The 26,425-nt window shown below is 53.9% G+C and carries 26 protein-coding genes (1 of these 26 cut by a window edge); 21 read left to right on the forward strand and 5 right to left on the reverse strand.

Features of this window, described 5'->3' with window-relative positions; all coding sequences use genetic code 11:
* The 12 genes from HS105_05035 to HS105_05090 form a co-directional block, all read left to right on the forward strand.
* Nucleotides 1-893: the end of a DUF3488 domain-containing protein gene (locus tag HS105_05035; protein MBE7515958.1), read on the forward strand. 1,267 nt of this gene lie to the left of the window's left edge; 893 of the gene's 2,160 nt are visible here — the last part of the coding sequence; its start codon lies beyond the left edge, outside the window; it ends in the stop codon at nucleotides 891-893.
* 19 nt (nucleotides 894-912) lie between these two features.
* The gene (locus HS105_05040) at nucleotides 913-1,725 is read left to right on the forward strand and encodes a hypothetical protein (GenBank protein ID MBE7515959.1); all 813 of its coding nucleotides are present in this window, start codon (nucleotides 913-915) and stop codon (nucleotides 1,723-1,725) included.
* Nucleotides 1,726-1,732: 7 nt separating this feature from the next.
* Nucleotides 1,733-3,097 carry a 30S ribosomal protein S12 methylthiotransferase RimO gene (gene rimO, locus HS105_05045; GenBank protein MBE7515960.1) on the forward strand — a complete coding sequence of 455 codons (1,365 nt, stop codon included), beginning with the start codon at nucleotides 1,733-1,735 and terminating at the stop codon, nucleotides 3,095-3,097.
* 166 nt (nucleotides 3,098-3,263) lie between these two features.
* Nucleotides 3,264-4,685: a type I glutamate--ammonia ligase gene (gene glnA / locus HS105_05050; GenBank protein MBE7515961.1), complete on the forward strand. Its 1,422-nt coding sequence runs from the start codon at nucleotides 3,264-3,266 to the stop codon at nucleotides 4,683-4,685.
* Between the two features lie 40 nt (nucleotides 4,686-4,725).
* Nucleotides 4,726-5,352, forward strand: coding sequence for a hypothetical protein (locus HS105_05055; protein MBE7515962.1), 627 nt, complete (start codon nucleotides 4,726-4,728; stop codon nucleotides 5,350-5,352).
* A 31-nt stretch (nucleotides 5,353-5,383) separates the two neighbouring features.
* A complete protein-coding gene (locus HS105_05060) occupies nucleotides 5,384-5,671 on the forward strand; it encodes a 2-nitropropane dioxygenase (protein MBE7515963.1) in 288 nt (95 codons plus the stop codon).
* Between the two features lie 7 nt (nucleotides 5,672-5,678).
* Nucleotides 5,679-6,428 (forward strand): orotidine-5'-phosphate decarboxylase, encoded by a 750-nt coding sequence (pyrF, locus tag HS105_05065; GenBank protein ID MBE7515964.1) that lies wholly within the window; start codon nucleotides 5,679-5,681, stop codon nucleotides 6,426-6,428.
* 13 nt (nucleotides 6,429-6,441) lie between these two features.
* Nucleotides 6,442-7,935: a DUF3108 domain-containing protein gene (locus HS105_05070; GenBank protein ID MBE7515965.1), complete on the forward strand. Its 1,494-nt coding sequence runs from the start codon at nucleotides 6,442-6,444 to the stop codon at nucleotides 7,933-7,935.
* A 104-nt stretch (nucleotides 7,936-8,039) separates the two neighbouring features.
* Complete coding sequence (locus tag HS105_05075) at nucleotides 8,040-8,285, forward strand: ferrous iron transport protein A (protein MBE7515966.1); 246 nt, start codon at nucleotides 8,040-8,042, stop codon at nucleotides 8,283-8,285.
* A 4-nt stretch (nucleotides 8,286-8,289) separates the two neighbouring features.
* A complete protein-coding gene (feoB, locus tag HS105_05080) occupies nucleotides 8,290-10,272 on the forward strand; it encodes a ferrous iron transport protein B (GenBank protein MBE7515967.1) in 1,983 nt (660 codons plus the stop codon).
* A 179-nt stretch (nucleotides 10,273-10,451) separates the two neighbouring features.
* Nucleotides 10,452-11,339: a DMT family transporter gene (locus HS105_05085; GenBank protein ID MBE7515968.1), complete on the forward strand. Its 888-nt coding sequence runs from the start codon at nucleotides 10,452-10,454 to the stop codon at nucleotides 11,337-11,339.
* Between the two features lie 64 nt (nucleotides 11,340-11,403).
* The gene (locus HS105_05090) at nucleotides 11,404-11,880 is read left to right on the forward strand and encodes a MogA/MoaB family molybdenum cofactor biosynthesis protein (GenBank protein MBE7515969.1); all 477 of its coding nucleotides are present in this window, start codon (nucleotides 11,404-11,406) and stop codon (nucleotides 11,878-11,880) included.
* 22 nt (nucleotides 11,881-11,902) lie between these two features.
* On the opposite strand, the gene HS105_05095 is transcribed toward HS105_05090, so the two are convergent.
* From HS105_05095 to HS105_05105, 3 genes are all read right to left on the reverse strand, one after another.
* Nucleotides 11,903-13,417, reverse strand: a complete 1,515-nt coding sequence (locus HS105_05095) for a peptidase S10 (GenBank protein ID MBE7515970.1) — start codon at nucleotides 13,415-13,417, stop codon at nucleotides 11,903-11,905.
* A gap of 169 nt (nucleotides 13,418-13,586) precedes the next feature.
* Nucleotides 13,587-14,759: an amidohydrolase family protein gene (locus HS105_05100; protein ID MBE7515971.1), complete on the reverse strand. Its 1,173-nt coding sequence runs from the start codon at nucleotides 14,757-14,759 to the stop codon at nucleotides 13,587-13,589.
* Nucleotides 14,760-14,824: 65 nt separating this feature from the next.
* Nucleotides 14,825-16,138: an amidohydrolase family protein gene (locus HS105_05105; protein MBE7515972.1), complete on the reverse strand. Its 1,314-nt coding sequence runs from the start codon at nucleotides 16,136-16,138 to the stop codon at nucleotides 14,825-14,827.
* Nucleotides 16,139-16,330: 192 nt separating this feature from the next.
* Here HS105_05105 and HS105_05110 point away from each other — a divergent pair, with 192 nt between their 5' ends.
* The 3 genes from HS105_05110 (at nucleotide 16,331) to HS105_05120 (ending at nucleotide 18,177) form a co-directional block, all read left to right on the forward strand.
* A complete protein-coding gene (locus HS105_05110; GenBank protein MBE7515973.1) occupies nucleotides 16,331-16,534 on the forward strand; it encodes a hypothetical protein in 204 nt (67 codons plus the stop codon).
* A 98-nt stretch (nucleotides 16,535-16,632) separates the two neighbouring features.
* Nucleotides 16,633-17,394 (forward strand): SDR family oxidoreductase, encoded by a 762-nt coding sequence (locus tag HS105_05115; GenBank protein ID MBE7515974.1) that lies wholly within the window; start codon nucleotides 16,633-16,635, stop codon nucleotides 17,392-17,394.
* Nucleotides 17,395-17,400: 6 nt separating this feature from the next.
* Nucleotides 17,401-18,177 carry a 3',5'-cyclic-nucleotide phosphodiesterase gene (locus HS105_05120; protein ID MBE7515975.1) on the forward strand — a complete coding sequence of 259 codons (777 nt, stop codon included), beginning with the start codon at nucleotides 17,401-17,403 and terminating at the stop codon, nucleotides 18,175-18,177.
* Here HS105_05120 and HS105_05125 read toward each other — a convergent pair whose 3' ends face one another.
* Nucleotides 18,178-18,405 carry a hypothetical protein gene (locus HS105_05125; protein ID MBE7515976.1) on the reverse strand — a complete coding sequence of 76 codons (228 nt, stop codon included), beginning with the start codon at nucleotides 18,403-18,405 and terminating at the stop codon, nucleotides 18,178-18,180. It abuts the gene before it with no gap.
* Between the two features lie 292 nt (nucleotides 18,406-18,697).
* Here HS105_05125 and HS105_05130 point away from each other — a divergent pair, with 292 nt between their 5' ends.
* From HS105_05130 to HS105_05150, 5 genes are all read left to right on the forward strand, one after another.
* Nucleotides 18,698-19,624 (forward strand): hypothetical protein, encoded by a 927-nt coding sequence (locus tag HS105_05130; GenBank protein MBE7515977.1) that lies wholly within the window; start codon nucleotides 18,698-18,700, stop codon nucleotides 19,622-19,624.
* 231 nt (nucleotides 19,625-19,855) lie between these two features.
* Nucleotides 19,856-20,806 carry an SLBB domain-containing protein gene (locus HS105_05135; GenBank protein MBE7515978.1) on the forward strand — a complete coding sequence of 317 codons (951 nt, stop codon included), beginning with the start codon at nucleotides 19,856-19,858 and terminating at the stop codon, nucleotides 20,804-20,806.
* A gap of 57 nt (nucleotides 20,807-20,863) precedes the next feature.
* Nucleotides 20,864-21,082, forward strand: coding sequence for a hypothetical protein (locus HS105_05140; GenBank protein MBE7515979.1), 219 nt, complete (start codon nucleotides 20,864-20,866; stop codon nucleotides 21,080-21,082).
* A gap of 13 nt (nucleotides 21,083-21,095) precedes the next feature.
* On the forward strand, nucleotides 21,096-22,343 hold the full coding sequence (locus HS105_05145) for a matrixin family metalloprotease (GenBank protein MBE7515980.1): 1,248 nt from the start codon (nucleotides 21,096-21,098) through the stop codon (nucleotides 22,341-22,343).
* A gap of 296 nt (nucleotides 22,344-22,639) precedes the next feature.
* On the forward strand, nucleotides 22,640-24,661 hold the full coding sequence (locus tag HS105_05150; protein ID MBE7515981.1) for an amino acid transporter: 2,022 nt from the start codon (nucleotides 22,640-22,642) through the stop codon (nucleotides 24,659-24,661).
* On the opposite strand, the gene HS105_05155 is transcribed toward HS105_05150, so the two are convergent.
* Nucleotides 24,646-25,029, reverse strand: coding sequence for a zinc-ribbon domain containing protein (locus HS105_05155; GenBank protein ID MBE7515982.1), 384 nt, complete (start codon nucleotides 25,027-25,029; stop codon nucleotides 24,646-24,648). The two genes, HS105_05150 and HS105_05155, sit on opposite strands and share 16 nt — an antisense overlap.
* Nucleotides 25,030-25,154: 125 nt before the next feature.
* On the opposite strand from HS105_05155, the gene purD reads away from it, so the two are divergent.
* Nucleotides 25,155-26,423, forward strand: coding sequence for a phosphoribosylamine--glycine ligase (gene purD, locus HS105_05160; GenBank protein ID MBE7515983.1), 1,269 nt, complete (start codon nucleotides 25,155-25,157; stop codon nucleotides 26,421-26,423).
* Nucleotides 26,424-26,425 lie beyond the last annotated feature (2 nt).

Here is a 26,425-nt window from a genome sequence, read left to right on the forward strand (position 1 = left end):
TGAAGACGAATTACGGCTACACCCTCGAAATGAAGAACGGCGGGCCTGAGCCTCTTTCGGATTTTCTCTTCAATAACCGCGTGGGGCACTGTGAATACTTCGCCAGTTCGATGGTGATGATGCTACGTTCGCAAGGCATAGCGTCGCGTGTCGTTACCGGCTTTCATACCGGTGAATACAATCCGACGGCGGGCCTTTATATCGTTCGTCAAAAATACGCACATGCGTGGGTTGAAGCATATTTCCCCGGCGCCGGATCCTGGGTAACATTCGACCCGACGCCGCCATCGTATGATCAGGCGGCCGCGGGCGGCATTTTGGCGGAGATCGGAAAGTATATTGAGGCTCTGGATGCTATTTGGATACAGTACTTTGTGGCGTACGACGATCAAGGGCAGAGCTCAGTAACGCGTTCTATAACTGGAAGCCTCGAACATTATTCGGCAGAGCTTGGTTCACTTTCGGTAAGCCTGCGTTCGATAATGCACGAGTGGTTCGAAGATCTTCGCGGTGAGAACGGCTTGATCACCAGCATACGGGCCGTCGTTGTTGGCTTTGCCGTCATTATCGGCGCGGTCGTTCTGATACTCGGGGTTGTTCGCGGTCGGCGGCGGATAGTAAAATCGATACTTTGGCAGAAACTCAAGCACAGGTTCGGCCGCCGGTCTGAAGCCTCGGTCGTGATCTTTTATGAACGTATGATCCGCTCGCTTGAGAAACAAGGCAAGGTGCGGCTTCCGCAGCAGACACCGCTCGAATTTGCATATTCTGTCGGAATGCCGGGCGCAGTGTTCGTAACCGAGCGTTACAATGAAGTGCGATTTGGCAGAAAGGCCTTGTCGGAGTCGCAAATTGCGGAGATCGAGGCGTCTTTGGAGGCACTCGAACAATAGTTGAACAGGAGCGTTACGTATGAAATTGAAACCTGGCGGTCTCGCCGCTGCTGCAGCCGTTTTGATGGTCGTTCTCGGATGCAGCTTGAGCAAATTCATGCCGTCCACCGGCAATTCGGCTACAAATTCGGGTGTTTCTAATTCCGGCGTGCCCAGTAACGACGGGCATACGGCGGGCGCCGCCACGGGGCTTTGCAGCAACGCATATTTTCCTGTCGGGCCGGATATTTCGCGTAAATATCGAATCACCTATGCAAAAGGGCCGCTGCAAGAGCGGGAATACACGGAAAAAATCTCGAATATCGCTGACGAAGGGTTCACGGTCGATTCGGATTTCGGCAATGTCAGCTCTCATATCAACTGGAAGTGCACGGCCGAAGGCCTGCTTGCAGTCCAATATGACAATTCTATCGATATGGAAAAGAGCGGCACCATGGCGAAGATCGATACCTTGGATAGCAGCGGTGTAACGATCCCTCAAGATGGACGCTTCGTACCGGGGGCAAATTGGTCGGCCGAGTACCATGTCCGCGAAACCATAAACGGCCCTAACGACGCTCAAATAGGCAGCGGTGAAGGAAAAGTGGGGCAAAACGCACAGGTGATAGGTACGGAGTCGGTTACGGTTCCGGCGGGAACCTTCGATGCCGTCAAGGTCGAGATCAAAACTGAATTGGATATTACGGTCAAAGTAAAAGGTATTACGGTACCCGTTAAGACGGACATGAAGACGACGGTGTGGTTTGCAAAGGACGTAGGTATCGTGAAGAACATAACAAAAACAGGGGTCATCACTGAAGCGACGACTGAGCTTATGTCGTTCTCTAAGTAGTATTTGAATGAAAAAGGTTGGTTTTATCAGTCTTGGGTGTCCTAAGAATCTCGTTGACAGCGAGGTGATGATGGGTACGCTTGCCGAGCACGGTTACGAGATCACGAGTGATGCTGCAGAGGCTGACACGGTCGTGATCAATACGTGCGGCTTTATCGAGTCGGCAAAGCAGGAATCGATAGATGCCATCCTCGAAGCAGCGCGCTGGAAAGAGGAAGGGAAAACAGGCCGTGTGGTCGTTGCCGGCTGTCTGGTCGAGCGTTATCGCGACGACCTGATCCGCGAGATGCCTGAGATCGATGCATTCATCGGCACATCGCAGTTGACTCAGATCACGCGGGCGGCAGATGCGGAATACGATGCGAAAAAGCTGACCATTACTCCGATCGGCAACAAATCCTCGACATTTCTCTATGACGAACACACGCCGAGAATGCGTGCAACGCAAAAACATACAGCATTCATAAAGATCGCCGAGGGCTGTGACCGTCCATGTTCGTTTTGTGCGATACCTTCGATGCGGGGAAGTTTTCGCTCACGCACGCCCGAGTCGATACTAAATGAGGCACGTCAGCTTGCCGATGACGGCGTGAAGGAGATCACACTTGTTGCTCAGGACAGCTCGCGTTACGGTGAGGACCGCGGCGAGGTCGATGCACTTGCAAGGCTTCTACGGTCGCTTGGCGAGATCGAAGGCATCGAGTGGATCAGGCCTATGTATGCCTTTCCGACGCATATTTCGCCTGCGTTCCTGTCGGCAATCGCTGAGACGGCAAAGGTTACAAAATACCTCGATATGCCGCTCCAGCACGCCTCGCGAAATGTACTCAAGCTAATGAAACGCGGCGGAACCCGAGAAAGCCTTGAACGATTGATCGGCCGAGTTCGGGACGCAGTTCCCGGTATCGCGATCAGGACGACCTTCATAACTGGCTTTCCCGGTGAGACCGAGGAGGACTTTGAAGAATTGGTCAAATTCATCCGTAACTGCCGTTTCGATAATGTCGGTGTTTTTACGTATTCGGATGAAGAGGGTACGGCTGCCTATGATCTGCCGGATAAGGTTGATGCGAGGGTTGCAAAAAGGCGGCGAGACCGCCTTATGCAAGAGCAGGCAAAGATCAGCAAGCAGCTCAATCAAGCTAAGGTCGGCAAGACGTTCAAGGTGATGTTCGAAGGAATATCGCAGGAATCCGATCTGCTGTTCCAAGGGCGGCTGCAAGGGCAAGCACAGGAGATCGACGGATATATCCTTATAAATGATATGCCTGACGGCTTCGAACCTGTCATTGGTGCGATCTACGATGTCGAGATCACCGAAGCATACGAATATGACCTTATCGGGCGCATTTCAGCTCCTGATGCGGGCTAGAGGCCGATACGATCTTATTGGAAACGCTCCGATTGGGCTGAACACCTCCAACCCCTCGCATACTTCGCAAAATTTCCTTTTGGGTTGACCGATAAATAGGTTAAAATCTCAAGTTTGCGGCAAGCCCTTTTGAAGGGCTGCGGCCATTTTTGGATCAGGAGATCAAATGAACCCGAAAACAATACTTACATATGCGACCGACCAGGAGGCGAAGTTCGTTTCACTAAGATTCACGGATCTAATCGGCTCTTGGCATCATCTGACATTTCCGATCGACCGCCTCGATGAGGACAGCTTTGAAGACGGCTTCGGATTCGATGCTTCGAGTTTGCGCGGATGGGCCGCTATCCATGAATCGGATATGCTGCTGATACCTGACCCGTCGAGGTTCTGGATCGATCCGTTCATCGATGATACAACGCTCTGCCTGATCGCGAACGCTGTCGATCCGATAACGAAAGAAGGTTATTGGCTTGATCCGCGTTCTGTCGCGCAGCGTGCCGAAAGCTATCTTAAGTTCACCGGTTTGGCCGACACTATTTATATAGGCCCCGAAGCTGAATTTTTTATCTTCGATCAAGTGAATTATCACAATGAACAGCACTCGGCCGGCTATCGAATCGAAAGCGATGAAGGGCATTGGAACAGCAAGCGCGAGGGCGATGCTCAGTTTCCCAACAACGGATATCATATCCGAGCAAAAGAAGGGTATGTCCCGGTCGCTCCGCTCGATACTTTGATCGATCTGCGAAATACGATCTCGGCGGTTCTGGCCGAAGTTGGCATCTCCGTAGAGTGCCATCATCACGAAGTTGCCACCGCCGGACAATGTGAGATCGATTTTCGCTTCTCAAATCTCCTACACACGGCCGATAACTTGATGCTTTTCAAGTACATAGTCAAGAATACTGCCCATGCGGCAGGGAAGACGGCAACCTTTATGCCGAAGCCGCTCTACGGCGATAACGGCTCGGGAATGCACTGTCATCAATCGCTCTGGAAGGACGGCGAACCGCTGTTCGCGGGTGATCAATACGCCGGGCTTTCGGAAATGGCGAAATTCTACATCGGCGGACTGCTGAAACACGCACCGGCCCTAGTGGGCCTCGCGGCCCCGACTACCAACAGCTACAAACGGCTGGTTCCGCATTTCGAGGCTCCGGTGAATCTCGCATACTCGGCACGCAATCGCTCCGCAGCCGTTCGCATTCCGATGTTCTCGTCGTCGCCAAAAGCGAAGCGGCTCGAATTCCGCCCGCCGGATCCGTCGTGCAATCCGTATCTGACGTTCGCGGCATTGCTGATGGCTGGCCTCGACGGTATTCAGAATCGCATCGATCCCGGCGAGCCTCTCGATAAGGATATTTACGATCTGCCGCCGGAAGAACTCGCGAACGTGCCTTCGCTGCCGGGAAGCCTTGATGAAGCGTTGACCGCACTTGAAAATGACCATGAATTCCTGCTTAAGGGTGACGTTTTTACAAGCTCATTGATCGAGCGATGGATATCTTACAAACGCAACAGCGAGATCACACCGATGCGGCTGCGCCCGCATCCGCTTGAGTTCTCAATGTATTACGACGTTTGATGCAGGTTTTTACGATCTGAAACCAGAGGCTACAAACATAATGAAGTTGATCTACCCGATGCTTTTCGCGGCGGCTTTGAGTTTTGGAGCGTGTTCGTCCGCGCCGGCAACTGACAATACTGCAGCACCGCATTCTGCATCTAATACCACAACGGGGCAACGCGCCGTTCCCGAACAGCCGGCCGCGAACGGCGGCAACATCAGCCCGACAGCGGGCCAACCGTCAGTTGCCTCAAATACGACTCCCGACGCAAGTGCGGCAAATGCCGATATGGCCTCTAAGGGGCCCGCCGGGCAAATTGATCCGGTCAACGGCCGTCGAAGGATCGTCGATACGCCTGCGATGGGACCTATCCCGCCGCCTCCTGTTGTCCCGGCACCGGAAAATTCGACGATGAGTTCAACGATGAACAAGAGTGGCCAGTTTGTCGAGACCCGCACTTTTAAGAGCGATCCGCAATTGCTTAAGGTCGAGCGCACTTGGCAAAGCCCGCAAAAGTCCACGATAAAATATTGGCTGCGAAACGGGCGGACCCTGTCCGCACCCGGCGATCGTATAAGGGATCTGGCGACCGTTTCGTCCAATGATCTGCTTGCAAATGCAGGTATCTCGCGGCCGGCGGCGAAGCGCACCGACCCGAATGACCCGACAGGCGCAAAACAATAGATCGAAAATTCGGGTATAATCGATCCGAGATATGGATAAGTTCAGTATCATTTGTCCTTGTTGCGAAGCATCACTGACGATCGATGCCGAAACCGGAGCCTTGCTTGCGCATGAAGAAAAGAAGAAGGTTACGGGATCGTTCGAGGATCTAAAGGGCGAGTTGGACAAGCAAAAGCAGCAGCGTGACCAGATATTCGCACAGGAATTATCCTCGATGAAAGACCGCGAACGTTTGCTTGAAGAAAAATTCAAAGAAGCGTTGAAACGGGCGGATACGTCGGACGATACGCCGTTCCGCAATCCGCTCGACATGGAATGATCATTTGATGACCAACGCCTCATTTTCCATGCAGCCGAACGATATCAGGTCAAAGGTCATCGTTGCTCTCGACGTGGCGGATAGAGATGCCGCATTGAAGATCGTTGATGAGCTGCATGGAAGGGTCGGCGCTTTCAAGGTCGGCCTGCAGCTCTTCACTACTGCGGGGCCGTCTTTTGTACGCGAATTGGCTGACCGCGGCGAAGATGTCTTCTTGGATCTGAAGTTCCATGATATTCCGAACACTGTTTCGTCAGCATCCGTTTCGGCTGCCGAACTTGGAGTATGGATGCTCAATGTTCACGCTGCCGGCGGCAGCGAAATGATGCGCAGAACGGCTCGAACGGTTCGTTCAGTATGTGCGGAGGCAGGGCTTCGCAGCCCTCTGTTGATAGGTGTGACCGTGCTGACAAGTTCGGACAGCCGCACACTTTCTGAGGTCGGCGTCGAGTCATCAGCGGCCGAGCAGGTCGTTCGGCTTGCGGTTTTGACTAAGAATGCGGGTTTTGACGGCGTTGTTGCGTCAGCTCAAGAGGCGGCTGCGATACGTGCCGCTTGCGGCGATGATCTCTTGATCGTAACGCCGGGAATTCGTCCGAAAGATGCAACGTTCGACGACCAAAAGCGTGTAATGACCCTCGGCGGTGCTATCGCTGCCGGCTCATCGTACGTCGTGGTCGGCAGGCCCATTATCGCGGCATCTGATCGTGTCGCAGCACTTGAGTCCCTTATTTACGAGGCAAATGGCCGGAATTAGGAAGTTACATATTGTGAACAAGGTGTTTTGGCGGCTGATGCTGGCGGCTGCGTTTGCGGCCTGCATTTACAGCACCGCCGCTGCACAGAGCGCCGAGGATACGGCTGAGCCGTCATCCATTTTTCGTGTCGGCGAGAAGCTTTCATACAACGTCTCGTACAGCAACCTGGATAATGTGGCATTCTTGGAATTCCAAGTGGTCTCCGACGGCAGGCTTCAAGGGCGCCGAGCAGTGGAGCTGCGTTCAAGATCGAAAACCTTTGATATCGTGAGTGCAGCGTTCGCGATGATCGACGAATCGCGTATCGTTTATGCGGCACCGGATACGGGGCTGCCGCTCTACATTAAAAGCACGAATGATGCCGTGGTGATACCGAGCGAGCGGATAACCAACAACCTGAATATTGCTGAACCGCCGCTTGACCTCGTAACGCTTGTTTACAGGCTTCGCGCGGCTGCCGGTATAGGAACATTCATATTTAGTGAGAATGGCCAAACCTACACACTTACCGCACAGCCAAGCGGTTCAGAGAAAATATCAACTGACAGCGGCGATTTTGACGCGGCGATCTCGCTTATCCAAAGCACGTTCTTTGACGAACTCGGCGTAAAAGACCTGCGCGTTGGCTTTTCGACTGATGAGAGGCACCTCCCGGTGCTTATCCGATTCAATACGTCGAAAGGGCCGTTCACCGCGAAATTGTCAGGCCTTGTCGAACCCGTGCCGGCCGCAGTAAAGCCGACACCGACACCTGCTGCCACACCCGTGCCGAGGCCAACGCCGAAGCCGATACCCACGCCTACACCGTATATCCGGAACCAACCGCTGCTCAGTGAGCTGGCATTCTTGTTGGGCGAGAAACTCGAATATAAGATAGGCCTCGGCGGACGATATGTCGCTGATATGACGATGCAGGCAAGGGAGCGGACGCTCTTCAACGGCCGCGACAGTCTGCTTCTTATTGCCGAGATCAATGCCGCCGCAGCCGATCAAAAGGCTCTTCACAAAGGGGACATGATGAGTACCAGAGTGAATCCCGACACGCTCGTACCGTTTAATTTTGACATCAAAGCGGGCGGTTCGATGGCTTCGCTTACCCAATCGCTCACATTCGATGCGCAGACGGGCAGCGTATCTTACGGAGGCGGAAAGGCCGATGTGCCTGTCGGTACGCACGATATGTTATCGCTGCTATACGCAATGCGCTCCTTTAACCTGAAACGCAGCAAGGACTCGACAAATCCTGTGAACGATACGCGAGTTGCTGTATTTTGGATTGATAAGCCCTATATTTTCCGCCTGATGCCTGGCGATGCAGAGACGATCACGATCGGCGGCCAAAAGGTCCTCGCTCAATCTGTAACGGTGAACACCGGAAATCCGCAGATAGATGTTTTCGGGATCAAGGTTTGGCTGTCGCTCGACAGCAGCTGCGTGCCTCTGCGGGTGAACATCGGCCAATACCAAGCTGATCTCGTCATCAAAGACGCTTCACTGTACAAGTAACTTCTCGCTGCCGTCGCTGAAAAAAGTTTTCTCCGCTTGTAATTTGAAATTGAAAACTGCTTTCAATTAGGCTAAACTAATGCTTTACGGATCATCGAAGAACGATGGAAAAAGAATCAGAGTTAAACAGGACGCTAAACGAGACGCCGCTCGGGTGTGAGGCCCGGGTCGTTGCGGTAAACGGAAATGACGGTATCACGCGCAGGCTGCTTGAGATGGGCGTCATTCCGGGTGTCGTTTTGCGTGTCGTAAAGGCGGCACCTTTCGGTGATCCTATCGAAGTGCATTTGAGGGGCTATAGTCTTGCGATCCGCCGCAGCGAAGCAAGTTCGATCGAGGTCGCTGCCTGAGTCGATGCCTCGCGACGCTGACGATCGAAGTATCACTGTCGTCCTGGCCGGCAATCCCAATGCCGGCAAGACGAGTCTTTTCAACCAATTAACAGGCCTAAAGCAGAAAGTTGCGAATTATCCCGGCGTAACCGTCGAACGCAAAGAAGGGCATTGGCAGTTGGGCGATCGATCTGCAACACTGATCGATCTTCCGGGGCTGTACAGCCTCGATGCGACCTCGCTTGACGAACAGATCGCCCGTAATGTTATCACAGGGCAGCAGAGCGGCGTTCGTAAGCCGGATGTCGTGATCGCTGTTGTCGATGCAACAAATCTCGAACGCAATCTCTATCTTGTTACGCAGCTCTATGATTTCGACGTGCCGGTGATCGTCGCTCTGACGATGATGGATTCATATGAAGGGCTTGCTGAAGAAATAGACGTCGAACGCTTATCGCGAACTCTGAAGGTACCGGTCGTTCCGGTCAATGCACGCGCCGGCGAAGGGCTGGATGAACTGGCTGCCAAGATCACGCCTCTGATCGGAACGCACCCCGAAGTTCCGGAGATACCGGAGCCGGACCAGTCCGGCCCGCATGGCAAGATCTTTGCCCGCTACAATTTTATTTCTAATGCGGTACAGGATTCTGCACGGGTAGGCGACGGCAAGGCGCACTTGCGTTCATCAAAGATAGATAAGGTCCTGACACACAAATTCTTCGGCCTTGTCATTCTGATCGGGATTTTGATGATCGTCTTTCAAGCGATCTTCTCATGGGCGACGCTGCCGATGGAGCTTTTAGAGGGCGTTTTCGGGGCAATGAGCGATGCCGTTAAGACATCGCTGCCGCCGGGCATTTTGACCGATCTCTTAGCTGACGGAATGATCGCGGGCGTCGGAGGCGTCGTTGTTTTCCTGCCGCAGATACTTCTGCTCTTCCTGTTTATTTCGATCCTCGAAGATACCGGTTATATGGCCCGGGCGGCGTTCCTGATGGATAAGCTAATGTCGCGTGTCGGGCTGCACGGAAAAGCGTTCCTTCCGCTGATGAGCGGTTTTGCCTGTGCGATACCGGCGATCATGGCCACTCGTACCATCGAAGATCGGCGCGACCGGTTCGCGACCATGCTTGTCGCGCCGTTTATGTCGTGTTCGGCTCGTCTTCCGGTTTATACGCTTATGATCGGAGCGTTCTTCGGCACTCAATATGTTTTCGGGTTCATATCGCTCGGTGCGGTGCTGATGCTGTTAATGTATGCGATAGGCATATTCGTTGCGATCGCAGTGGCGTTCATTTTGAAAAGAACGCTCCTGAAGGCGCCGCCGCCGCCGTTCCTTATGGAGATGCCGCCCTATCGGCTTCCGAATGTGCGGACGGTCGTGATGAGCATGATCTCACGGGCGTGGCTCTTTTTGAAACGTGCCGGTACGGTCATACTTGCGATATCGATCATACTTTGGGCGTTGACCTATTTTCCAAGAACCCTGAACACGGTACAGCCTGCCGGTGCGGCAGTTGCGGCAGAGACGGCTGAGGCGGGCGGTGAATCGGAAGAAGAGAAGGTCGCTGAATCAGAACAGATCAAGCACAGTTTTGCCGGCATGCTCGGCCACGCGATCGAACCGGTGATAAAGCCGTTAGGGTTCGACTGGAAAATCGGTGTGGCATTGATCGCGAGCTTTGCCGCGCGCGAGGTTATCGTCTCGACGCTAAGCATTATTTACAGCGTCGGAAAGGATGAGAATGAAGGCTCGCAAACGCTGATAGCGGCCGTTCGTGATGCAAAGACCGACGACGGCAGGCCGGCATGGACGCCGCTGACGGCGCTTTCGATGATGGTATTTTTTGTCCTTGCGATGCAGTGTGTCTCGACGCTGGCAGTCGTGCGCCGCGAAACGAACTCATGGCGCTGGCCGATCTTTATGTTCAGCTATATGACCGTTATCGCCTATGCCGCCGCGTTCATAACCTATCAGGGCGGAAAATTGCTGGGATTCGAGTGATGGCCGTTCAGCTCCTCATTGTTGTTTTGATCGTCGCCGCAGCGTTGGCGTATGCCGGCGTTCACATCGCGAAGAAGCGCCGTTCTTTCTCTGCGAAAAACTGCGAAGATGACTGCGGCTGCGGCAAAAGCTGATGGCGCTTCATTGCAACTTTGCCGCTTGCGCTTTACCCTCCTAGTTTGAGCTTTGAGCCGAGATACATTACGCCGGGTGTAAGGTCGATGTTCCTTTCGACCCTGTGTTTTTTTATTGCCAACGCTTTGGTCAAGCAGGTATCACATTTGCCTGCAATGGAGGCCGTTTTCTTTCGCTGCTCCATAGCGACGGTGCTTTGCATCGCAGGACTGCGGCGTACGAAAGCAAGCATGATCGGCGACAATCACTTAATGCTCGTACTTCGCGGGCTTTTTGGTACAGCGGCATTATTCTTTTTCTTCGTAACCCTTCAGCACATTCCGCTTGCCCAGGCACAAACGCTTCAGTATCTTTCGCCGATCTTTACCGCCGTGATCGCGATCTTTGTGCTTAAGGAGCAGATGACGGTGCTGCATTGGGTATCTTACGCCGCGGCATTCTGTGGAGTTCTGTTGATCCACCGCGTTGACGACAGGGTCGTGCCGTTCTATCTTGTGCTCGGCATTGCATCGGCATTCTGCTCAGGCGTAGCATATAACCTCGTCAGAAGCCTTCGCGGCAAGGAGCATCCGCTGACCATCGTGCTGCATTTTCAGCTTGTCGGCGCGATACTCGGCGGGGTCTCGCTGTTCTATGAAAGAGTTATGCCATCGGGATGGGATTGGCTTTGGCTGCTCGGGCTTGGAGTATTTTCACAGCTTGGCCAGATCTTTTTGACCGATGCTCTTCAGAAGGAAAGAGTAGCCGGAGTGGCGATCGTTAATTATACCGGTATCATTTACGCCGTTATTGCCGGTTGGCTGATTTTCGGCGAGGGCCAGAGTTTCCTTTCGATCGTAGGGATGATGTTGGTCGCGGCCGGCGTTATACTTGTGAATCTGAAGCGATACTTAAGCTCATCGGGCAGCGGACGATTCGCTGAGGCAGAATGAGTACGGGACACAACGGACGGCGTATTGAATTAATTCGCCGCAGATCATTCAGAGTTGGGTTGTTATGGATATCAGGACGGCGATCATTTCAATAAGCGACACACGAACGCTTGAGAATGACAGGTCAGGCGATAAGCTGGCTGAACTTGCTGCCGCCATGGGTATGATCGTTGCCGAAAGGGCAATGGCCACGGACGATCTTCAGCCGCTCTCAGAGTTGATCGCAGGTCTTTGTGACCGCGGCGGCGTCGATCTGATCCTGACAACCGGCGGGACGGGCCTTGGCACCAGGGATAATACGCCCGAAGCCACGCTGGCGGTCGTCGAACGCGAAGTTCCCGGACTGAGCGAGGCAATGCGTCGTGAAACGGCCTTAAAAACGCCATTTGCTATGATCTCGCGCGGCGTCTGCGGTGTCCGTGGGTCAACGCTTATCATAAATCTGCCGGGATCGACCAAAGCTGTCGAAGAATGCCTTCAGGTCATCGCTCCGGTTCTTTCGCATGCGGTAAGCCTTATACGCGGAGAGAGCGTGCATTAGTGTCGCTTTGCGGATAGCCGTTCTATTTTCTGATCGAGCCTGAGATGAATGCGGATGCGTCATCATGCAGCTTCCTCAGTTGTTTGACATCGATGTACATCATATGGCCGGCTTCGTAGTATTTGAACTCGATATTCCGCCGAAGGGTCGGATCAAGGTTCATTGCTGAGACGGTGTATTCCGCCGCAAAGAAAGGTGTCGCCATGTCGTAATATCCCTGCGCGAGCATGATCCTCATATATGGATTCTTGCTCATCGCATCCTTCAGCGACATACTTGTGTCCGCATAGCCGTTGCTTTGACCGTAATTCCATGGGGCGTTTATACCGCCGCCCAGGATGTAATATTCCGTATCAGTTCTATAGCCGAGTTCACCGCGAACGTATGCGTTGAACGCCGCAGTATATGGCGGCCGGATCGCATCCATCGAAGGGTCGCTGTCGGGGCTGCTGCCGGCCGCATCGCGGTCGATGCCCTTAAAGCGGCTGTCAAGGCGTCCTGTCGTTCGTCTTTCGCCTCGGAGTAATTCTTTATTGAACTGACCGAGATCTACGCGGAAATTACTTCTGTCGATGAATTCCTTACTCAGGCCCGTAAATGCACTGAATTTTTCGAGCAGTGATGCACGCTCAGATGCCGACAGACGGTCGATCCGCATCATTGCAGGCAGGTATTCGTTCATCGCAAAGTCTTCCGCCTGCTTTGCGATCTCGGTAACTGATCTGCTTTGCATCGCGGGTGAGAGCCGCTTGTGATACCAAGCCGTAGTTGCATACGAGGGAAGTATCAGGACAAGCGGGAGGTCATTATTCTCGGCGAAGCGGATCGTTTGAAAATTGAGAACCGTCGAGATGAGGCAAATTCCGTTCAATGCGATGCCGTGATCAAAGAGCCAATTCGAGAGGCCGGAAGCCCGTGTTGTTCCATACGATTCGCCTACAAGGAAGAGCGGCGAAAGCCATCGCTCATTACGGCCGAGATACAGCCGTATGAACTCGCCGACCGAATCAATATCTCCTTTCAGGCCAAAGAATTTTTGTCCTAACTCAGGTTTTACCGCTCGTGAATAGCCCGTTCCGACCGGGTCGATGAACACCAGGTCGGTTTCAGCGAGCCACGTCGCCGCGTTGTCTTCCATCTCATACGGCGGAGGCGGCAGCATGCCGTCGTCCAGCATCTTGATCCGACGCGGTCCGATCGCTCCGAGGTGGAGCCAAACGCTTGCAGAGCCGGGGCCGCCATTGAATGAGAACATCAGAGGCCGGCCTGCAGGGGCGTTGTCAAGCGCATATGCCATATAGAAGATATGCGCCTCGACATCTCCGGTTGCCGGGTTCTTGATCGGCATGAAGCCGGTCGTGGTCGTGTAATTCAAGGCTCGGCCGCCGATACGGATGCTGTGTTTTGCCGTAACGGGCGGTTCTTCTTTGATCTCCGGCGTTGCGGCAGGCCGCTGCGTCGGTGAAGGCGACGGCTGCTGAGCAACGGAAAGCGATACAAGAGTCAAAAAAAGCGACAGAAGAACGATAATTCTCATAGGTGCGATTCGGTTTTGCGGACGGATTTCCTTTCGAAAGAAGAGTAGCACAAGGCGGCGAACGTATGAAATCGCCTAATGGCGTGAATCGCAAAATGCAAGTTCGGCAAGTGCAAATAAAAGAGGCGGCAGGTTCGTGCCGCCTCAGGGTAATGCGTATGCGGGCCGTTCATCTCACGACATCGCTGACGACAACTCCGTTAATGATCGTCCCTGTGCAATGCGAGGTCCATTCGAACGGGTCGCCGTCATACAGAGCGATATCGGCATCTTTACCCGCAGCCAATGACCCGATGCGGCTGTCAAGGCCCAGGAGCTTGGCAGCGTCGATCGTGATAAGCGCCATCGCATCATTTCGCGAGAGGCCGTTCTGTGCTGCCATCGCAGCCTCGTAAAGAACGACGCGGGTTTTTGGAACGTAGCCCTCGTAGCCGCTTTGTAGTGCGACGGGAATGCCGGCCCGCTTGATCTTGGCCGCGTCTTCCATTGACAATGACGCGCTGTCGCCGCCCGCACGAGCCATCGTCGGGTGGACGATGACCGGGAAGCCCGACGCCTTGATGTCATCCATCACGAGTTGCGCATCGGCAACTCCGTCAAGGACGATCCGCAGATCGAACTCCTTCGCCAGCCGAAGAGCGGACATTATGTCCTGAGCCTTGTTCGCTGTGATAAGCAACGGTATCTCGCGTTTGATCACGCTTACCCAAGCGGCGGAGCGTAAGTCTTTGGACGCATCCGTTTTCTTGCTGTTCTCCTGAGCCTTTATCAGCTCCGCTCGGAGCATGGCCATCTGCTTTGCCCTTGTGCCGGGCGAGCGGCCTTGGCCGGCAAGAGCATTGTTGCCCAGCGTTACCGCGATCATTGCCTCGGGAACGATCACCGATCCATCGACGGTCTTACCGGAAGTTTTCGCGATAAGCGTCTGGCCGGAAACAAGAGCTGAAGGCTGATGGCCCGTGTGAACGGTCGTAACACCGAATTGACGGATCCACTCTATCAGTTTTTCCTCGGCGTTATATGCGTCAATTGCACGCAGTTCCGGCTGAATAGGGCCACTGCCGTCAAGGGCCATTTGGTCATGCGGCTGATTCATATAGCCGTTCAGCCCGACGACGCTGTGAGCGTCAATAAGGCCGGGAGTAACGAATTTTGCCGTAATGATGCGGTAGTTCGCCGGTATCTTGACGGCTGCTGCCGGGCCGACAGCCTCGATCTTTCCGTCCTTTATGAGAACGACGCCGTTCACGATCGGATCGCCCGTCATTGTCCACACCTCGTCGCCTTTTATCGCGATCTGGCTGAAAACCGTAACGGCCGAACCGCAAAGCAGGAACAGCATGAGCAGAAGAGAGCTTTGCCGAGTGAATTTCACCGATCGAGCGGTCTGTTTTATTTGTGGATACATTAGTCGTTCCCTCCGTCATAGTCGTCCGTATCAATAAAGCCGTCGGAAGCGGCTCCGGCGCCTCCGACCTGTATCAAATAGTCTTTCGGGTCTGAGCGGTCAAATACCTTCTTGCCTTCGACCCAGGTCTCCAATATGTGCGTATAGACGCTCAGCGGATCACCGGAAAGCACTATCATATCAGCATCCTTGCCGACTTCGAGCGAGCCGGTGCGATCAGCGACATCGAGAATGATCGCGTTTCCCATGGTCAATGCGTACAAGGCCTTTTCACGGCTCATTCCCGCACGAACCGCCATGCCGGCGCTTCGGATGAACCAGCGTGAATCCGTGATGCCGTCATCGGTATGAAAGCCGACGAGTACGCCGGCCTTTTCCAGAGCCGCGCCATTCTCAGCTTTAAGATCCAACACTTCGAGTTTTCCGCCCGGAGAGTCAAGAAAGATTATCGATGCAGGCACCTTTGCCGCCGCGATCTCATCGGCGACCTTCCACGCTTCGCTGATGTGTTGGAGTACGAGTTTGAACCCGAACTCCTTTTGCAGCCGGATCGCGGTTAGAATGTCATCGTGGCGATGCGTATGAAAATGAACGGTACGCTTGCCGTCAAGCAGCTCGACCAATGCTTCCATCGCAAGGTCGCGCGGCGGCATTTTTGAGGCGTCGCCGGCCGCCTTTCGTACCTTGTCGCGATACTCCTGAGCCTTGACGAACTGCTCACGTACAAGAGCGGCCGATTTGGCACGCGTTCCGGGAAAGGCGCCGCCGCCGGCACGGATCGAATTCGTCCCGTTGGCAAATTTCATCCCGCCCAAATATTTACCGCCGGCATCATAGAGCATAAGGTCATCGATCTTTACGGCGTTGTCCCTTAGTTTGAGATAAAGTGTCTGGCCGCTATTCAGATGGCCGGAACCGGGCATTATATTAACCGTCGTAATGCCGCCGCTTTGTGCACGCTGAATACTGGCGGCACGGACGTTCACGCTGTCCAGGATACGAACGTCAGGTTGTATGGGCGACGACGCATCACCGCCCGAAGGCTCGCCAATGTGCGAGTGTGAATCGATCAGGCCCGGCATTATAACCTTGCCTTTTGCATCAATTACCGTCGCCCCCGACGGCACCTTTATTGATCGGCTGTCGCCGATAGCGGCGATCTTTCCGTTTTGGACGATGATCGTCCCTTGGTCAAGCTGCGGCCCGACGATCGGGATGATCTTGGCGTTGACAAAGGCCACAGGCTTTTTCTGAGCCGCGGCCGTCAAGGAGATAGAAAGTACAATAAACAGCGATACGGCTATATGCCTCATTCGGTATTCCTCACAAGTGATTTTTCAAAGCGTAAGGAATAACTTGCAACTAAATACGGATACTGTCAACACGGGAAATATATTCATTGAACTTCGCTGCCGGTGCGGTCGTATGAAATTCGGTCGCAGCTTATGCAAAGATCGGCGGTTCTGACGTTCTGTATAGTGACGAGGCCGCATGAAGCAGATCTTATGAACCAGAAACCAAAGATAAGGGTCATTAAGAAAACAGAGATGCAAAAGACAGCCGAAGTGCCTGTCGAGCATAATCCGCGCCAGACGGCGCGTGAAATTGTCGCCACTGTAAGTGATTGGGTTGCAGAACTCAAGGCACGCAAAGAAGAGGAAACAAGGGCTGCGATCGAACAGTTCCTTCCGCAAATGCAGACGAACTGACCAAGTCGTTTCTACCGATCACTTCACGTAGTAAAAAGATCATATTGAATCTTTGCCTCGGGCGCTGATATGCTTAGACGTCACGTTTGAGAGCATATATGAATGGCAGAACGGTCCTTGTAACAGGGGCGAGCAGCGGTATCGGCAGGGCTGCCGCAAAACTTTTTGCTGAAAAGGGCGATACGGTCATAGCCGTGGCGCGCCGCGAAAAGAAACTGCAGGAACTTCGCGACGAAGCCGGCAGTGCCGCCGGACCGATAAAGCCGCATCCGGCGGATGTTACTGAAGTGTCTCAGGTCGATCGTCTGACATCGTCGGTCGCAGAGGCTTTCGGGAATATCGACGTTCTCGTAAATGCAGCCGGCATCATCAAGAATGGTACGATCGCGGATACCGGCCTTGCCGACTGGGATCGAATGATGGACATCAACGTCCGGTCTGTCTTTTACCTTATGCAGAAATGCGTTCCGTATATGCATGCAAACAAAGGAAATATCGTAAATGTGTCGAGTGTGGCCGGCACACGTTCGTTTCCGAATGTACTTTCGTATTGTGTATCGAAAGCTGCTCTCGATCAGTTGACACGATGTGCCGCACTTGAACTTGCTCCAAGGGGAATCAGAGTCAATGCCGTAAATCCGGGCGTGGTTGTTACCGATCTGCACAAGCGCGGCGGTATGAACGACGATGCCTATTCTGCATTTCTTGAGCATTCAAAGGAAACGCATCCTCTTGGACGCGTCGGCACAGCTCAGGAGGTTGCGGAATTGATACTTTATCTTGCGTCGGATCAGGCGGCTTGGATCACGGGTGCAACCTACGAGATAGACGGCGGGCGGGCATTGACCTGTGCCCGGTGAACTGTAATGAGGGTTCAGATACTTCCGAGCAGCTTTTCGGGCGACGCAGACGTGTCGCAGCAGCAGCGTCTGACCACATTCGTGGTAAATGATGCGGTTGCCTTTGACGCGGGAAGCCTCGCGTTCGGCTGCGACGACCGGCAGCGGAGTTCCGTCCGCGATATTGTGATTTCGCACACACATCTTGATCACATTGCGGGGCTGCCGATCTTTATCGATGATCTTTTCGCAACCGTCGAGGGGCCGATACGCGTGCACGCCGCCCGCCAGATGATAGATGTCCTTGAAGAACATGTCTTCAATTGGAAGGTCTATCCGCGCTTTTCCGAGTTGAGCAACAAGAACGGCAAGGTGCTTGAATACGTCGAATACGAGTTCGGCCGTACGTTCAAAATAGGCACACTATTGACAACAGCGATCGAGGTCGATCATTTGCCGCCGAGTGCGGGTTTTATCGTGTCGGATTCGGGAACAGCGATCGGTATCTCGGGCGATACTTCACAGACAGACGAGTTCTGGACCGCAGTATCCGCAGTCGAAGGCCCCGCCGCGATTTTTGTCGAATGTGCGTTCCCGGATGAGTTTTCGGAATTAGCAAAGGTGTCGCATCATTTGACGCCGAGGTCACTCGCCGCGGAGCTGTCGAAGTTTGATACACGGCATTCAACGGTTTATGTATCGAATATCAAAGCGATGTACCGGCACACAGTGATCGAAGAACTAATGGCGCTTGGAATAAAGAATTTGAAGATCGCGGAGATCGGTAAGGTCTATGAGATCTGATCATTTCGTAAGATTTTTCAAAAAATTGATCTTCTCGAATGCCTCCTGCCGATATTCGCCATTGAAATCCTGAAGAACAACGCGGCCGCTCGGCCGGACCTCCGCTATCCGGAAAGTACGCTCTTCTCGCAGTTTGCCGGGCATGATCTCGGCCCGGAAGGTGACCTCCATTCCGGGGCGTGCCCAAATGCCTTTTGATTGGTTCCCAGCCGCAGGGTTTCTATTCATTTTCTGTCTCCGATACTATCTTTCGCTTATGCTTCACTTTACGAAGTGACGGATGCACCACCGATTCCGGACGGCCTTCGTCCATTTTTCGTGTCGGCGGAGCCGTCGGTTTTCGAATTGAATCGAATACAGGGCGTTCCCGGTCATGCTTTTTGCGATCCTTTGGCATACATATTCCGCGCCTCACACCGGCGGCAGCCGCGATGCGATGTGATTGACATTATGCTCTAAAACATTGAGTATTGCTATAGATAACGCTTCCAACATCGGCCTCACAGCCGAGTAACGCCGAATGAAAAATGACCTTCGCCGGAGACGCGTATGGCTGCCGGCATCGACATATTACATGATCGTTATCGCTGTCGGCCTCGCGATATTCTTCTTGGTTTGGGGCATCCTGCACGACGGCGGAGAAGAAATGCCCTGGATACCGGCAGGGCTTGTCTTTAGTTTTTTTCTGATCGGTGCGACGGTGCTTCGAGAGATTTTTTTGCGGCGTTCCCGTGAAAGACATCGGCGGGAAGATGCTGTTTTAGAGAGGCAAATGCGTGGCGTTCGGGCTGTTTCGGCTGACAATTTCCGCCCGCCGAAGCTGACATTGGAGGATAACTCGCGCGTATTGGATGAGATACGGCGCAAGTCAGAGGCCGCGCGGGTGTTGGGGAAATTCAGCGCCGCCCACCGTGAGGTTTTCGAGATGTGCGGTGAATACCTCACAATGACCGAACGCGAACTTAGCAAGGTAGCGATCGGTTCGCCTCGACTGCCTGCAATAACGAAAGGCAGACGGTTGGCAGCAAGGCTTCATCACGAACACCTGCTGCAATGGGCGCAGATCGAGGCCCGTGAAAAGGCCGGAGGCAGCGAAGGCGTGGTCAGTTCGGTTGACAAGATCGAGTCCATACAGAGTGCACTGTCCGTGATCGACTCGGCACTTGAGCACTATCCGGACGAACGTTCTTTGATCGAATCGCACGAACTGCTCCGCGAAATGCTTGCATCCACGCGGGTTGCAAAGGCTGTTGAAGAGGCTGAACGCCAGGCTTTCAAGGGAAATTATCGTGAGGCCGTCAGCAGCTACCGTGACGCGCTCTTTTATTTGGGCCGTGACAATATTGACACTGCGGAGCGTCGGGCGGCGGCAGAGAAGATACGTATTGAGATCGAACGGTTGAGCAAATCTCAGTCAGGGATCGACAATGAGCGGCCGCATCGGTAAAATTTAATAGGGTAATGATCTCACAAAAATGTCCAAGGTGCAGAAGCAGTCGTATTCGACGCGGTTACCGGCCCACGCCGTTCCTCTCCAAGCTGATCTTCAGGTATTGTCTGCTGTGTGACTCATGTAACTGGGAATTCTGGGGTTTTGCGGTTCCGGGCACCGTTACATCTTCGCCGCGTAAGCGAAAGAAGAACGATTCCACCGCGTAGGTTTCTGCGATCCAAAACAATGCGACGTCAAATGCTGCGGCCGTTCGATCTTAGAATAATGCTCGGTGCATTTGCGGCTGTTCTGGCGTGTATTGTCTCGATCAGTGCGCAAAAAGAGAGCGGCCTTGTCCACTACGGCGATCTGATCGACGTTGATGTTGTGGGCAGCTTTGAGTTCGATTGGCGCGGCGGCGTGACGCCGGAAGGGATGCTCGACGGGTTTAACAGTTACGGCGATCCTATCAATGCTCTTTGCCGCACGGAAAGCGAGATAGCAGGGGAGATAAAAGAGCGGCTTTCAAAGATACTCCGCGATCCGAAAGTGAACGTGCGGATACTGGATCGCTCGAAAAGGCCGGTCGCGATCCTCGACGGAGCCGTGCGCAAGCCGCAGAAATTCCTACTCAACAGGGATGCAACACTGCTCGAGCTGATCGTAATGGCGGGTGGGCTTACTGACGATGCTAGCGGTGAGATACAGTTATTTCGGCCGCCGGCCCTGAATTGTGAGGCGAAAGACGGTTCCGCGAAACGTGCGGAGCAGTTCACAGCTATCAGTGTGGCCGACATAATTGCCGGCGTCGCCGCGGCGAACCCGATCGTACACAGCGGCGATATCATAACTGTGCGGCGAGCAGACGAGATATACGTTATCGGCGGTGTCGTCGAGCCGCGTATCGTTTCTTCGCATACACAGACCACCTTGACCGCAGCGGTCGCGGCCGCAGGCGGTCTCGCAAAAGGCGCCGGAGAGTCTGTGACCATTTATCGGCGTACCGCGGGCGTTACCACAATGATCGAGGCAGATCTGAAAAAGATTGCGGCGGGCTTGCAGGAGGATCCGAAGCTTTCGCCATTCGATATTGTCGATGTTCGTTCAAAAGGCTCCGAGGCTCGAAAGACGCCGCCTCTGTTGCTGGGACGTCCCGAAGCAAAGGTCGTTACCCTGCCTTTGCGGATCGTGGATTGACGCAGAGCGAAGAATTCAGTTGTAACAACAGCCCTGAGCGCATATAATCAACGGGTTATGTCCAAGTTCTCTGATCGTTTCAGCCGACGCACGATAGCAATGTTTTGGGCATTGCTTGTCGGCATTGTAATTGGTGTTTTGATCTGGCAAGAGCAGATCTCGGTGCTCTATGTGCTTACAACCATTGCACTTGCCGTTCTGTTATTCATAGTCGGATGGTCGGATCTCGAACACGCCGAGATCGATTCCAGCCTGAGAGAAGGCGGCAACAAATAGGAAACATCTTAGTATGCGCTTCCTGAACTATCTCAGTTCAGCCATGCTGCTGGTATTTTTGGCCTCTGCGGCCTTTGCCGGCGGCGAAGCGGCAGATGCGCGTTCCGGATCGCCTCGTGCTTCGCGGTGGCGTTCGGAACGTATAGTGCTAAAGGTCTCGTCCTCTCTTAAGGATTCGCCGAACATCAAGGCGGGAAGCGATATAGATGGAGCGATTGCCCGCAGTTTGGCGGCGTGGCAGCCTTACATTGATATAGAACTTATTGTTCGATCCTCGAAGCTTCGGGATGTCAGCCAAAAGAATTCGCCCGACGGCGTCAATCTGCTTACCGTTGCGGCATCACCGCAGAATATCCTTTTTTTTGCGAATGACATCGATTCGGCTGCTAAGACGCGTACCTTTACAAACCGCAGCGGAAGCATTGTCGAAGGTGATATCGTCCTTAGCCCGTTTCACCAGTTCTCGACGGACGGAACGTATGGCACCTTCGATCTCGAGGCTACACTTCGCCATGAAATCGGCCATTTACTCGGCTTAAGACACTCATTTTCACTTGGTTCAGTGATGTCGGCAACGCTTGCCCGGAACGGAATATCTCGAATTTCTGCGGACGTCTCCGCGGATGATATTTCCGCTGTTCATGCTCTCTACGGTAATGACGATACTTATGGCCGCATCGACGGTAAGGTGCAGGTTCCGGCCCGCTTCTCCAAGGAAATCGAACTTTGGGTGCAGGATGCTGAGTCCGGCGCCGTAGTTGCGACAGCTAAAGCGGGACGTGAAGGGAATTATACGTTCTCAGGCCTGGACGCCGGAAAATATTCGGTCTTCGCTCGGGCCGTTGACTCTGCGTCATCGGGGAATGTGCAGTTTGTGGGCGAAGCAGAACTTAACGCAGGTACGAGCGTTGCGCTTAATTTCCGGCTGAGTGACCCCGGCACGGATGGTTCGCTTATCGGCATTGGTGAAAACGGAATGATCGCGGATCAGCCCGTTGCGGTTGATCGTGAAAGCACGCGATACTTAATTGTGGCCACTTCAAAACCAATACTGCAAAGGGTTGAGATCGATTCGCCGTCGATGATGATCGATCCCGAGAGTATCACCTTGAGCGAGTATGCTGAGGGTGTTTGGGCTATCGGTCTGCGTGTTCGAACCGACGGATCGGCCGCAAAGGGAAGTTACAATATCTGCCTTGTCGATGCATTCGGCGGCAGGGATTGTCTCATCGGCGCGGTGCGAATTGACGGCCGAAAATGATCTGGAAATATTCGGATCCACCGAGTTCGCAGGTTGCAATTCGATCTTCTTTGATTATAATCATCAGTGTTCACCACCCCGGTGGACATTAACCGCGATATGTGAGGAATCGCGGTTTCGAGGGCGGCGGTGTGGGAGACGTCGCCCTCACACTTGATTTTGGGGCGTTTTGCCGCAAGCGAGGGTCTCCAGGATCAAGCCGGCCGTTCCGGTGATCGCACTCGAACGGTGCTAAATGCGAGATTGACTCTAGATGCCGTGGCTCACTTGCTTGATCAGCGGCATCTGTTTTTTGGATGAGAAACAGCAAGCCAAGCTGGCTCAGAAAATGGCTGTATGACGGGACCCCGGAGATCGAGGGCCCCGGCGAACCAGAAGGCCGGCATCATCAGAATCCTTGGTGGAAAGTGATGTGCCTTACCGGCCTCGACTACTTTTCTACCCTCGGTTATCAACCCGGAATTGCATTTCTTGCCGCCGGTATCATTTCGCCGGTCGCGACCTTGATACTCGTTCTGCTCACGCTGTTCGGAGCTTTACCTGTTTACAGCAGGGTCGCCCGTGAAAGTCCGCACGGTGAAGGTTCGATCGCGATGCTTGAGAACTTGCTTTCGCGGTGGAAGGGAAAACTTTTCGTCCTTGCCCTGTTAGGATTCGTTGCGACGGATTTTGTGATCACGATCACGTTGTCATCGGCGGACGCAACGGCGCATATCCTCGAAAACCCGTTCGTGCATCAAACTCTCCCGTGGCTTGACCATCCGGTGGCCGTTACATTCGTCTTGATCGCCTTGCTCGGGGCCGTTTTCCTAAAAGGTTTTCGCGAGGCGATCGGTATAGCGGTTGTTCTGGTCGGTATCTACCTTGCTCTGAACGCGGTTGTCATAACGGCAGGCGTTTATGAGGTGCTGACCCATCCGAGTGCTCTGGCGAATTGGCAGAACGCATTGTGGACGACAAAAATGTCCTTGGGAAGCTGGCATATCGCCGGGGCCGCGGGCATTTTTTTGATGTCGATCACAAGTTTTCCAAAATTGGCACTCGGGCTATCAGGTTTTGAGACAGGCGTTGCGGTGATGCCGCTGATAAAGGGGCCGAACCGTATCGGGAACACGCGGAAACTCCTGATCTCTGCTGCAGTTATAATGAGCATTTTGCTGATCGCCAGCAGTTTGGCGACAAGTGTGCTTATCGAACCGAAAGAATTTTGTCCGCGCGTTGACTGCGGGTCAGATATATTCGAACACTCGGTTCCTGAATATTGTTCGTGTACGGCGGACCAGATCGCAGCCGGCGTCACTACCGATGGCGGCAAGGCGAACGGCCGCGCGCTTGCATATATTGCCCACCGATACCTCGGCGACATCTTTGGAACGATCTATGATCTGAGTACGATCTTGATCTTGTGGTTTGCCGGTGCATCAGCGATGGCGGGTTTGCTTAATATCGTTCCGAGATACCTTCCCCGCTACGGCATGGCTCCCGAATGGGCGCGGGCGACACGGCCGCTTACGCTTGTTTTTACCGCGATCTGTTTTGCCGTAACGTGGATCTTTGAAGCCAATGTTGACGCTCAGGGTGGAGCGTATGCAACGGGTGTCCTGGTCCTGATATCATCGGCGGCCATCGCCGTTACGCTCTCGGCACGGCGTCGGCGAAGCAAGTGGACATGGGCGTTCTGGATCGTGTCGATCGTGTTTGCGTACACGACCGTTGCCAATATGTTCGAGCGGCCTGACGGGCTCAAGATCGCGATGATCTTTATTACAGCGATAATCGTTTCGTCATTCATATCCAGGGCGATGCGCTCGACCGAGATCCGGATCGATAAGATCGAACTCGATCCGGCAGCCAAAAGCTTTATTGATGAACTGAACGACGAAGGCGAGCTACGCATTGTAACCAACAGACGCGAGACCGGCGATATGACCGAATATCGCTTTAAGGAGCACGAGAAGCGGGTCGATAACCATATACCGTCGAGCGACCCGATATTATTCTACGAGATCGAACCGGGCGATTCGTCCGAGTTCAAGGGCAGGTTATTCATACGCGGGGTCGATGTTGACGGCTACAAGATCTTGCGGACACAGGCTCCGGCCGTGCCCAACGCGATCGCCGCATTCCTTTTATATTTGCGTGACAAGACTGGCAAGATACCGCACGTTTATTTCGGCTGGAGCGAGGGCAATCCCATAATGTACCTTGCCCGATACATTCTGTTCGGCGAAGGAGATACGGCCCCGGTAACTCGCGAGATCCTTAGGCAGGCGGAAGAGGATCCGGAGCTTCGGCCGAATGTTCACGTCGGCGGCTGATCGTCCTTATCGGGCTTATTCGGTTCTCCGCTGACAAATATGTAGCACGAGCGGCAAAAGACCGGCCGTCCTTGAGAAGGAAAGAACGGAACGGTGGTCATCGCATCACACCGAGCACATTTAACAATAACGTCTATCCGCGAACGAACTCCCGTTTGGCGCGAAGCATGCAGGGACGCAATGCGATCGGTTTTAGCCTGCTTGCAGCGCCGGCATCGTTTTGGCGGGTCAGTGAGGCCTTTTTTGAGAAAGAATCTTTGTTCGCCGGCCGACCATGTAAATTCCTCGTAGCAATCGGCGCAGGTGATGTGTTGATCCTGCAGATGCTCTGGAACAATGGTTTCGTTGTCGAGTCGATCGTTCGACATATCCGGTTCTTTTATCAATTTTCACGGCCCGCACGAAGCCGCCGGAAGGTTGAAATGCCTAAAATCTACGATTATCGTGCCATTGTGTCAAGAGCACCGTAAGGATAAACTGTAGCAGGGTCAAAATGAACATTCTCGTGATCGGATCCGGAGGCCGCGAACACGCGATATGCAGTGCGTTCGCGCGGAGCAAATATCAGCCGAAGATCTATTGTGCCAATGGTAATGCCGGAATTGCGGCGATCGCAGAGTGCGTTCCGGTGCGTCCCGATGACGTCAAAGCCTTAGCGGATCTTGCAGCAGCGAAGGCCGTTGATCTTACCTTCGTCGGCGGCGAAACCGCGCTCGCACTCGGCATCGCAGATGAGTTCGAGTCCCGCGGGCTTCAGATCATCGGGCCGTGCCGCGAAGCCGCTCAGCTTGAGGCCAGCAAGGCATTTGCAAAGGACTTTATGGGCCGGCACGGCATCCCGACGGCTCGATATGCCACCGCACATTCACCGGATTTTGCCATCGAAATGCTCGAAAGCGGCGATTTCGGCGATGCATCGCGGAGTGTCGTTGTTAAAGCGGACGGGTTGGCGGCAGGCAAAGGCGTTACGGTTGCAGGAGATCGGGCGGAAGCGGCCGCAGCGATCAATGACCTTGCGGCTTCGGGCGGTCCGGCAGCGGCAAAGATAATTATTGAGGAATGCCTTGCAGGCACGGAAGTCTCATTGTTGGCGTTCGTTGACGGTGAAGACTTTGCGCTGATGCCGGCGGCCCGCGACCACAAGCGTATCGGCAACGGCGATACGGGGCCGAACACAGGCGGCATGGGTACGTTCACTGACGCGTCCTTGCTTACCGCTGAGCAGATCGGCGACATCGCGGAAAGGATACTGAAGCCAACACTGCACGGCTGTATTCGAGAAGGAATGCGTTATCGGGGTGTGCTGTTCTTAGGTTTAATGATGACCGCCGCCGGGCCGATGCTGCTTGAGTACAATGTACGCTTTGGCGATCCTGAGACACAGTCTATTCTCGTGCGGCTTGAAACTGACCTTGTCGATATTTGCGGAGCGATGCTGAACGGCAGCCTCTCATCAATAGAGATCGAGTGGCGAAAAGGAAGCTCGGCGTGTGTCGTGCTTGCTGCCGAAGGTTATCCAGGCAAGCCGCGTACGGGCGATGTGATCACAGGCCTGCCTGATGCCGCGACAATGCCTAACGTAACGCTCTTTCACGCAGCAACTTCGCGGAACGCCGCAGGTGAATATTGCACCGCGGGCGGGCGCGTGCTCGGAGTAACGGCTGTCGGCGATACGCTGAGCAATGCCGTTTCAACGGCGTATGGTGCCGCAGGGAAGATCGCTTGGCAAGGAATGCAGTATCGGAGCGACATCGGGAAATGAAC

Origin of the sequence: Chloracidobacterium sp. (assembly GCA_015075585.1) — a bacterium.
Taxonomy (GTDB): Bacteria; Acidobacteriota; Blastocatellia; order Pyrinomonadales; family Pyrinomonadaceae; genus OLB17.

Coding starts and splice junctions, on each gene's coding strand:
- HS105_05040 (MBE7515959.1), top strand. CDS start 913: ATGAAATTGAAACCTGGCGGTCTCGCCGCTGCTGCAGCCGTTTTGATG.
- rimO (MBE7515960.1), top strand. CDS start 1,733: ATGAAAAAGGTTGGTTTTATCAGTCTTGGGTGTCCTAAGAATCTCGTT.
- glnA (MBE7515961.1), top strand. CDS start 3,264: ATGAACCCGAAAACAATACTTACATATGCGACCGACCAGGAGGCGAAG.
- HS105_05055 (MBE7515962.1), top strand. CDS start 4,726: ATGAAGTTGATCTACCCGATGCTTTTCGCGGCGGCTTTGAGTTTTGGA.
- HS105_05060 (MBE7515963.1), top strand. CDS start 5,384: ATGGATAAGTTCAGTATCATTTGTCCTTGTTGCGAAGCATCACTGACG.
- pyrF (MBE7515964.1), top strand. CDS start 5,679: ATGACCAACGCCTCATTTTCCATGCAGCCGAACGATATCAGGTCAAAG.
- HS105_05075 (MBE7515966.1), top strand. CDS start 8,040: ATGGAAAAAGAATCAGAGTTAAACAGGACGCTAAACGAGACGCCGCTC.
- feoB (MBE7515967.1), top strand. CDS start 8,290: ATGCCTCGCGACGCTGACGATCGAAGTATCACTGTCGTCCTGGCCGGC.
- HS105_05090 (MBE7515969.1), top strand. CDS start 11,404: ATGGATATCAGGACGGCGATCATTTCAATAAGCGACACACGAACGCTT.
- HS105_05095 (MBE7515970.1), bottom strand. CDS start 13,417: ATGAGAATTATCGTTCTTCTGTCGCTTTTTTTGACTCTTGTATCGCTT.
- HS105_05100 (MBE7515971.1), bottom strand. CDS start 14,759: ATGCTGTTCCTGCTTTGCGGTTCGGCCGTTACGGTTTTCAGCCAGATC.
- HS105_05105 (MBE7515972.1), bottom strand. CDS start 16,138: ATGAGGCATATAGCCGTATCGCTGTTTATTGTACTTTCTATCTCCTTG.
- HS105_05110 (MBE7515973.1), top strand. CDS start 16,331: ATGAACCAGAAACCAAAGATAAGGGTCATTAAGAAAACAGAGATGCAA.
- HS105_05115 (MBE7515974.1), top strand. CDS start 16,633: ATGAATGGCAGAACGGTCCTTGTAACAGGGGCGAGCAGCGGTATCGGC.
- HS105_05120 (MBE7515975.1), top strand. CDS start 17,401: ATGAGGGTTCAGATACTTCCGAGCAGCTTTTCGGGCGACGCAGACGTG.
- HS105_05125 (MBE7515976.1), bottom strand. CDS start 18,405: ATGAATAGAAACCCTGCGGCTGGGAACCAATCAAAAGGCATTTGGGCA.
- HS105_05130 (MBE7515977.1), top strand. CDS start 18,698: ATGAAAAATGACCTTCGCCGGAGACGCGTATGGCTGCCGGCATCGACA.
- HS105_05135 (MBE7515978.1), top strand. CDS start 19,856: ATGCGACGTCAAATGCTGCGGCCGTTCGATCTTAGAATAATGCTCGGT.
- HS105_05140 (MBE7515979.1), top strand. CDS start 20,864: ATGTCCAAGTTCTCTGATCGTTTCAGCCGACGCACGATAGCAATGTTT.
- HS105_05145 (MBE7515980.1), top strand. CDS start 21,096: ATGCGCTTCCTGAACTATCTCAGTTCAGCCATGCTGCTGGTATTTTTG.
- HS105_05150 (MBE7515981.1), top strand. CDS start 22,640: ATGAGAAACAGCAAGCCAAGCTGGCTCAGAAAATGGCTGTATGACGGG.
- HS105_05155 (MBE7515982.1), bottom strand. CDS start 25,029: ATGTCGAACGATCGACTCGACAACGAAACCATTGTTCCAGAGCATCTG.
- purD (MBE7515983.1), top strand. CDS start 25,155: ATGAACATTCTCGTGATCGGATCCGGAGGCCGCGAACACGCGATATGC.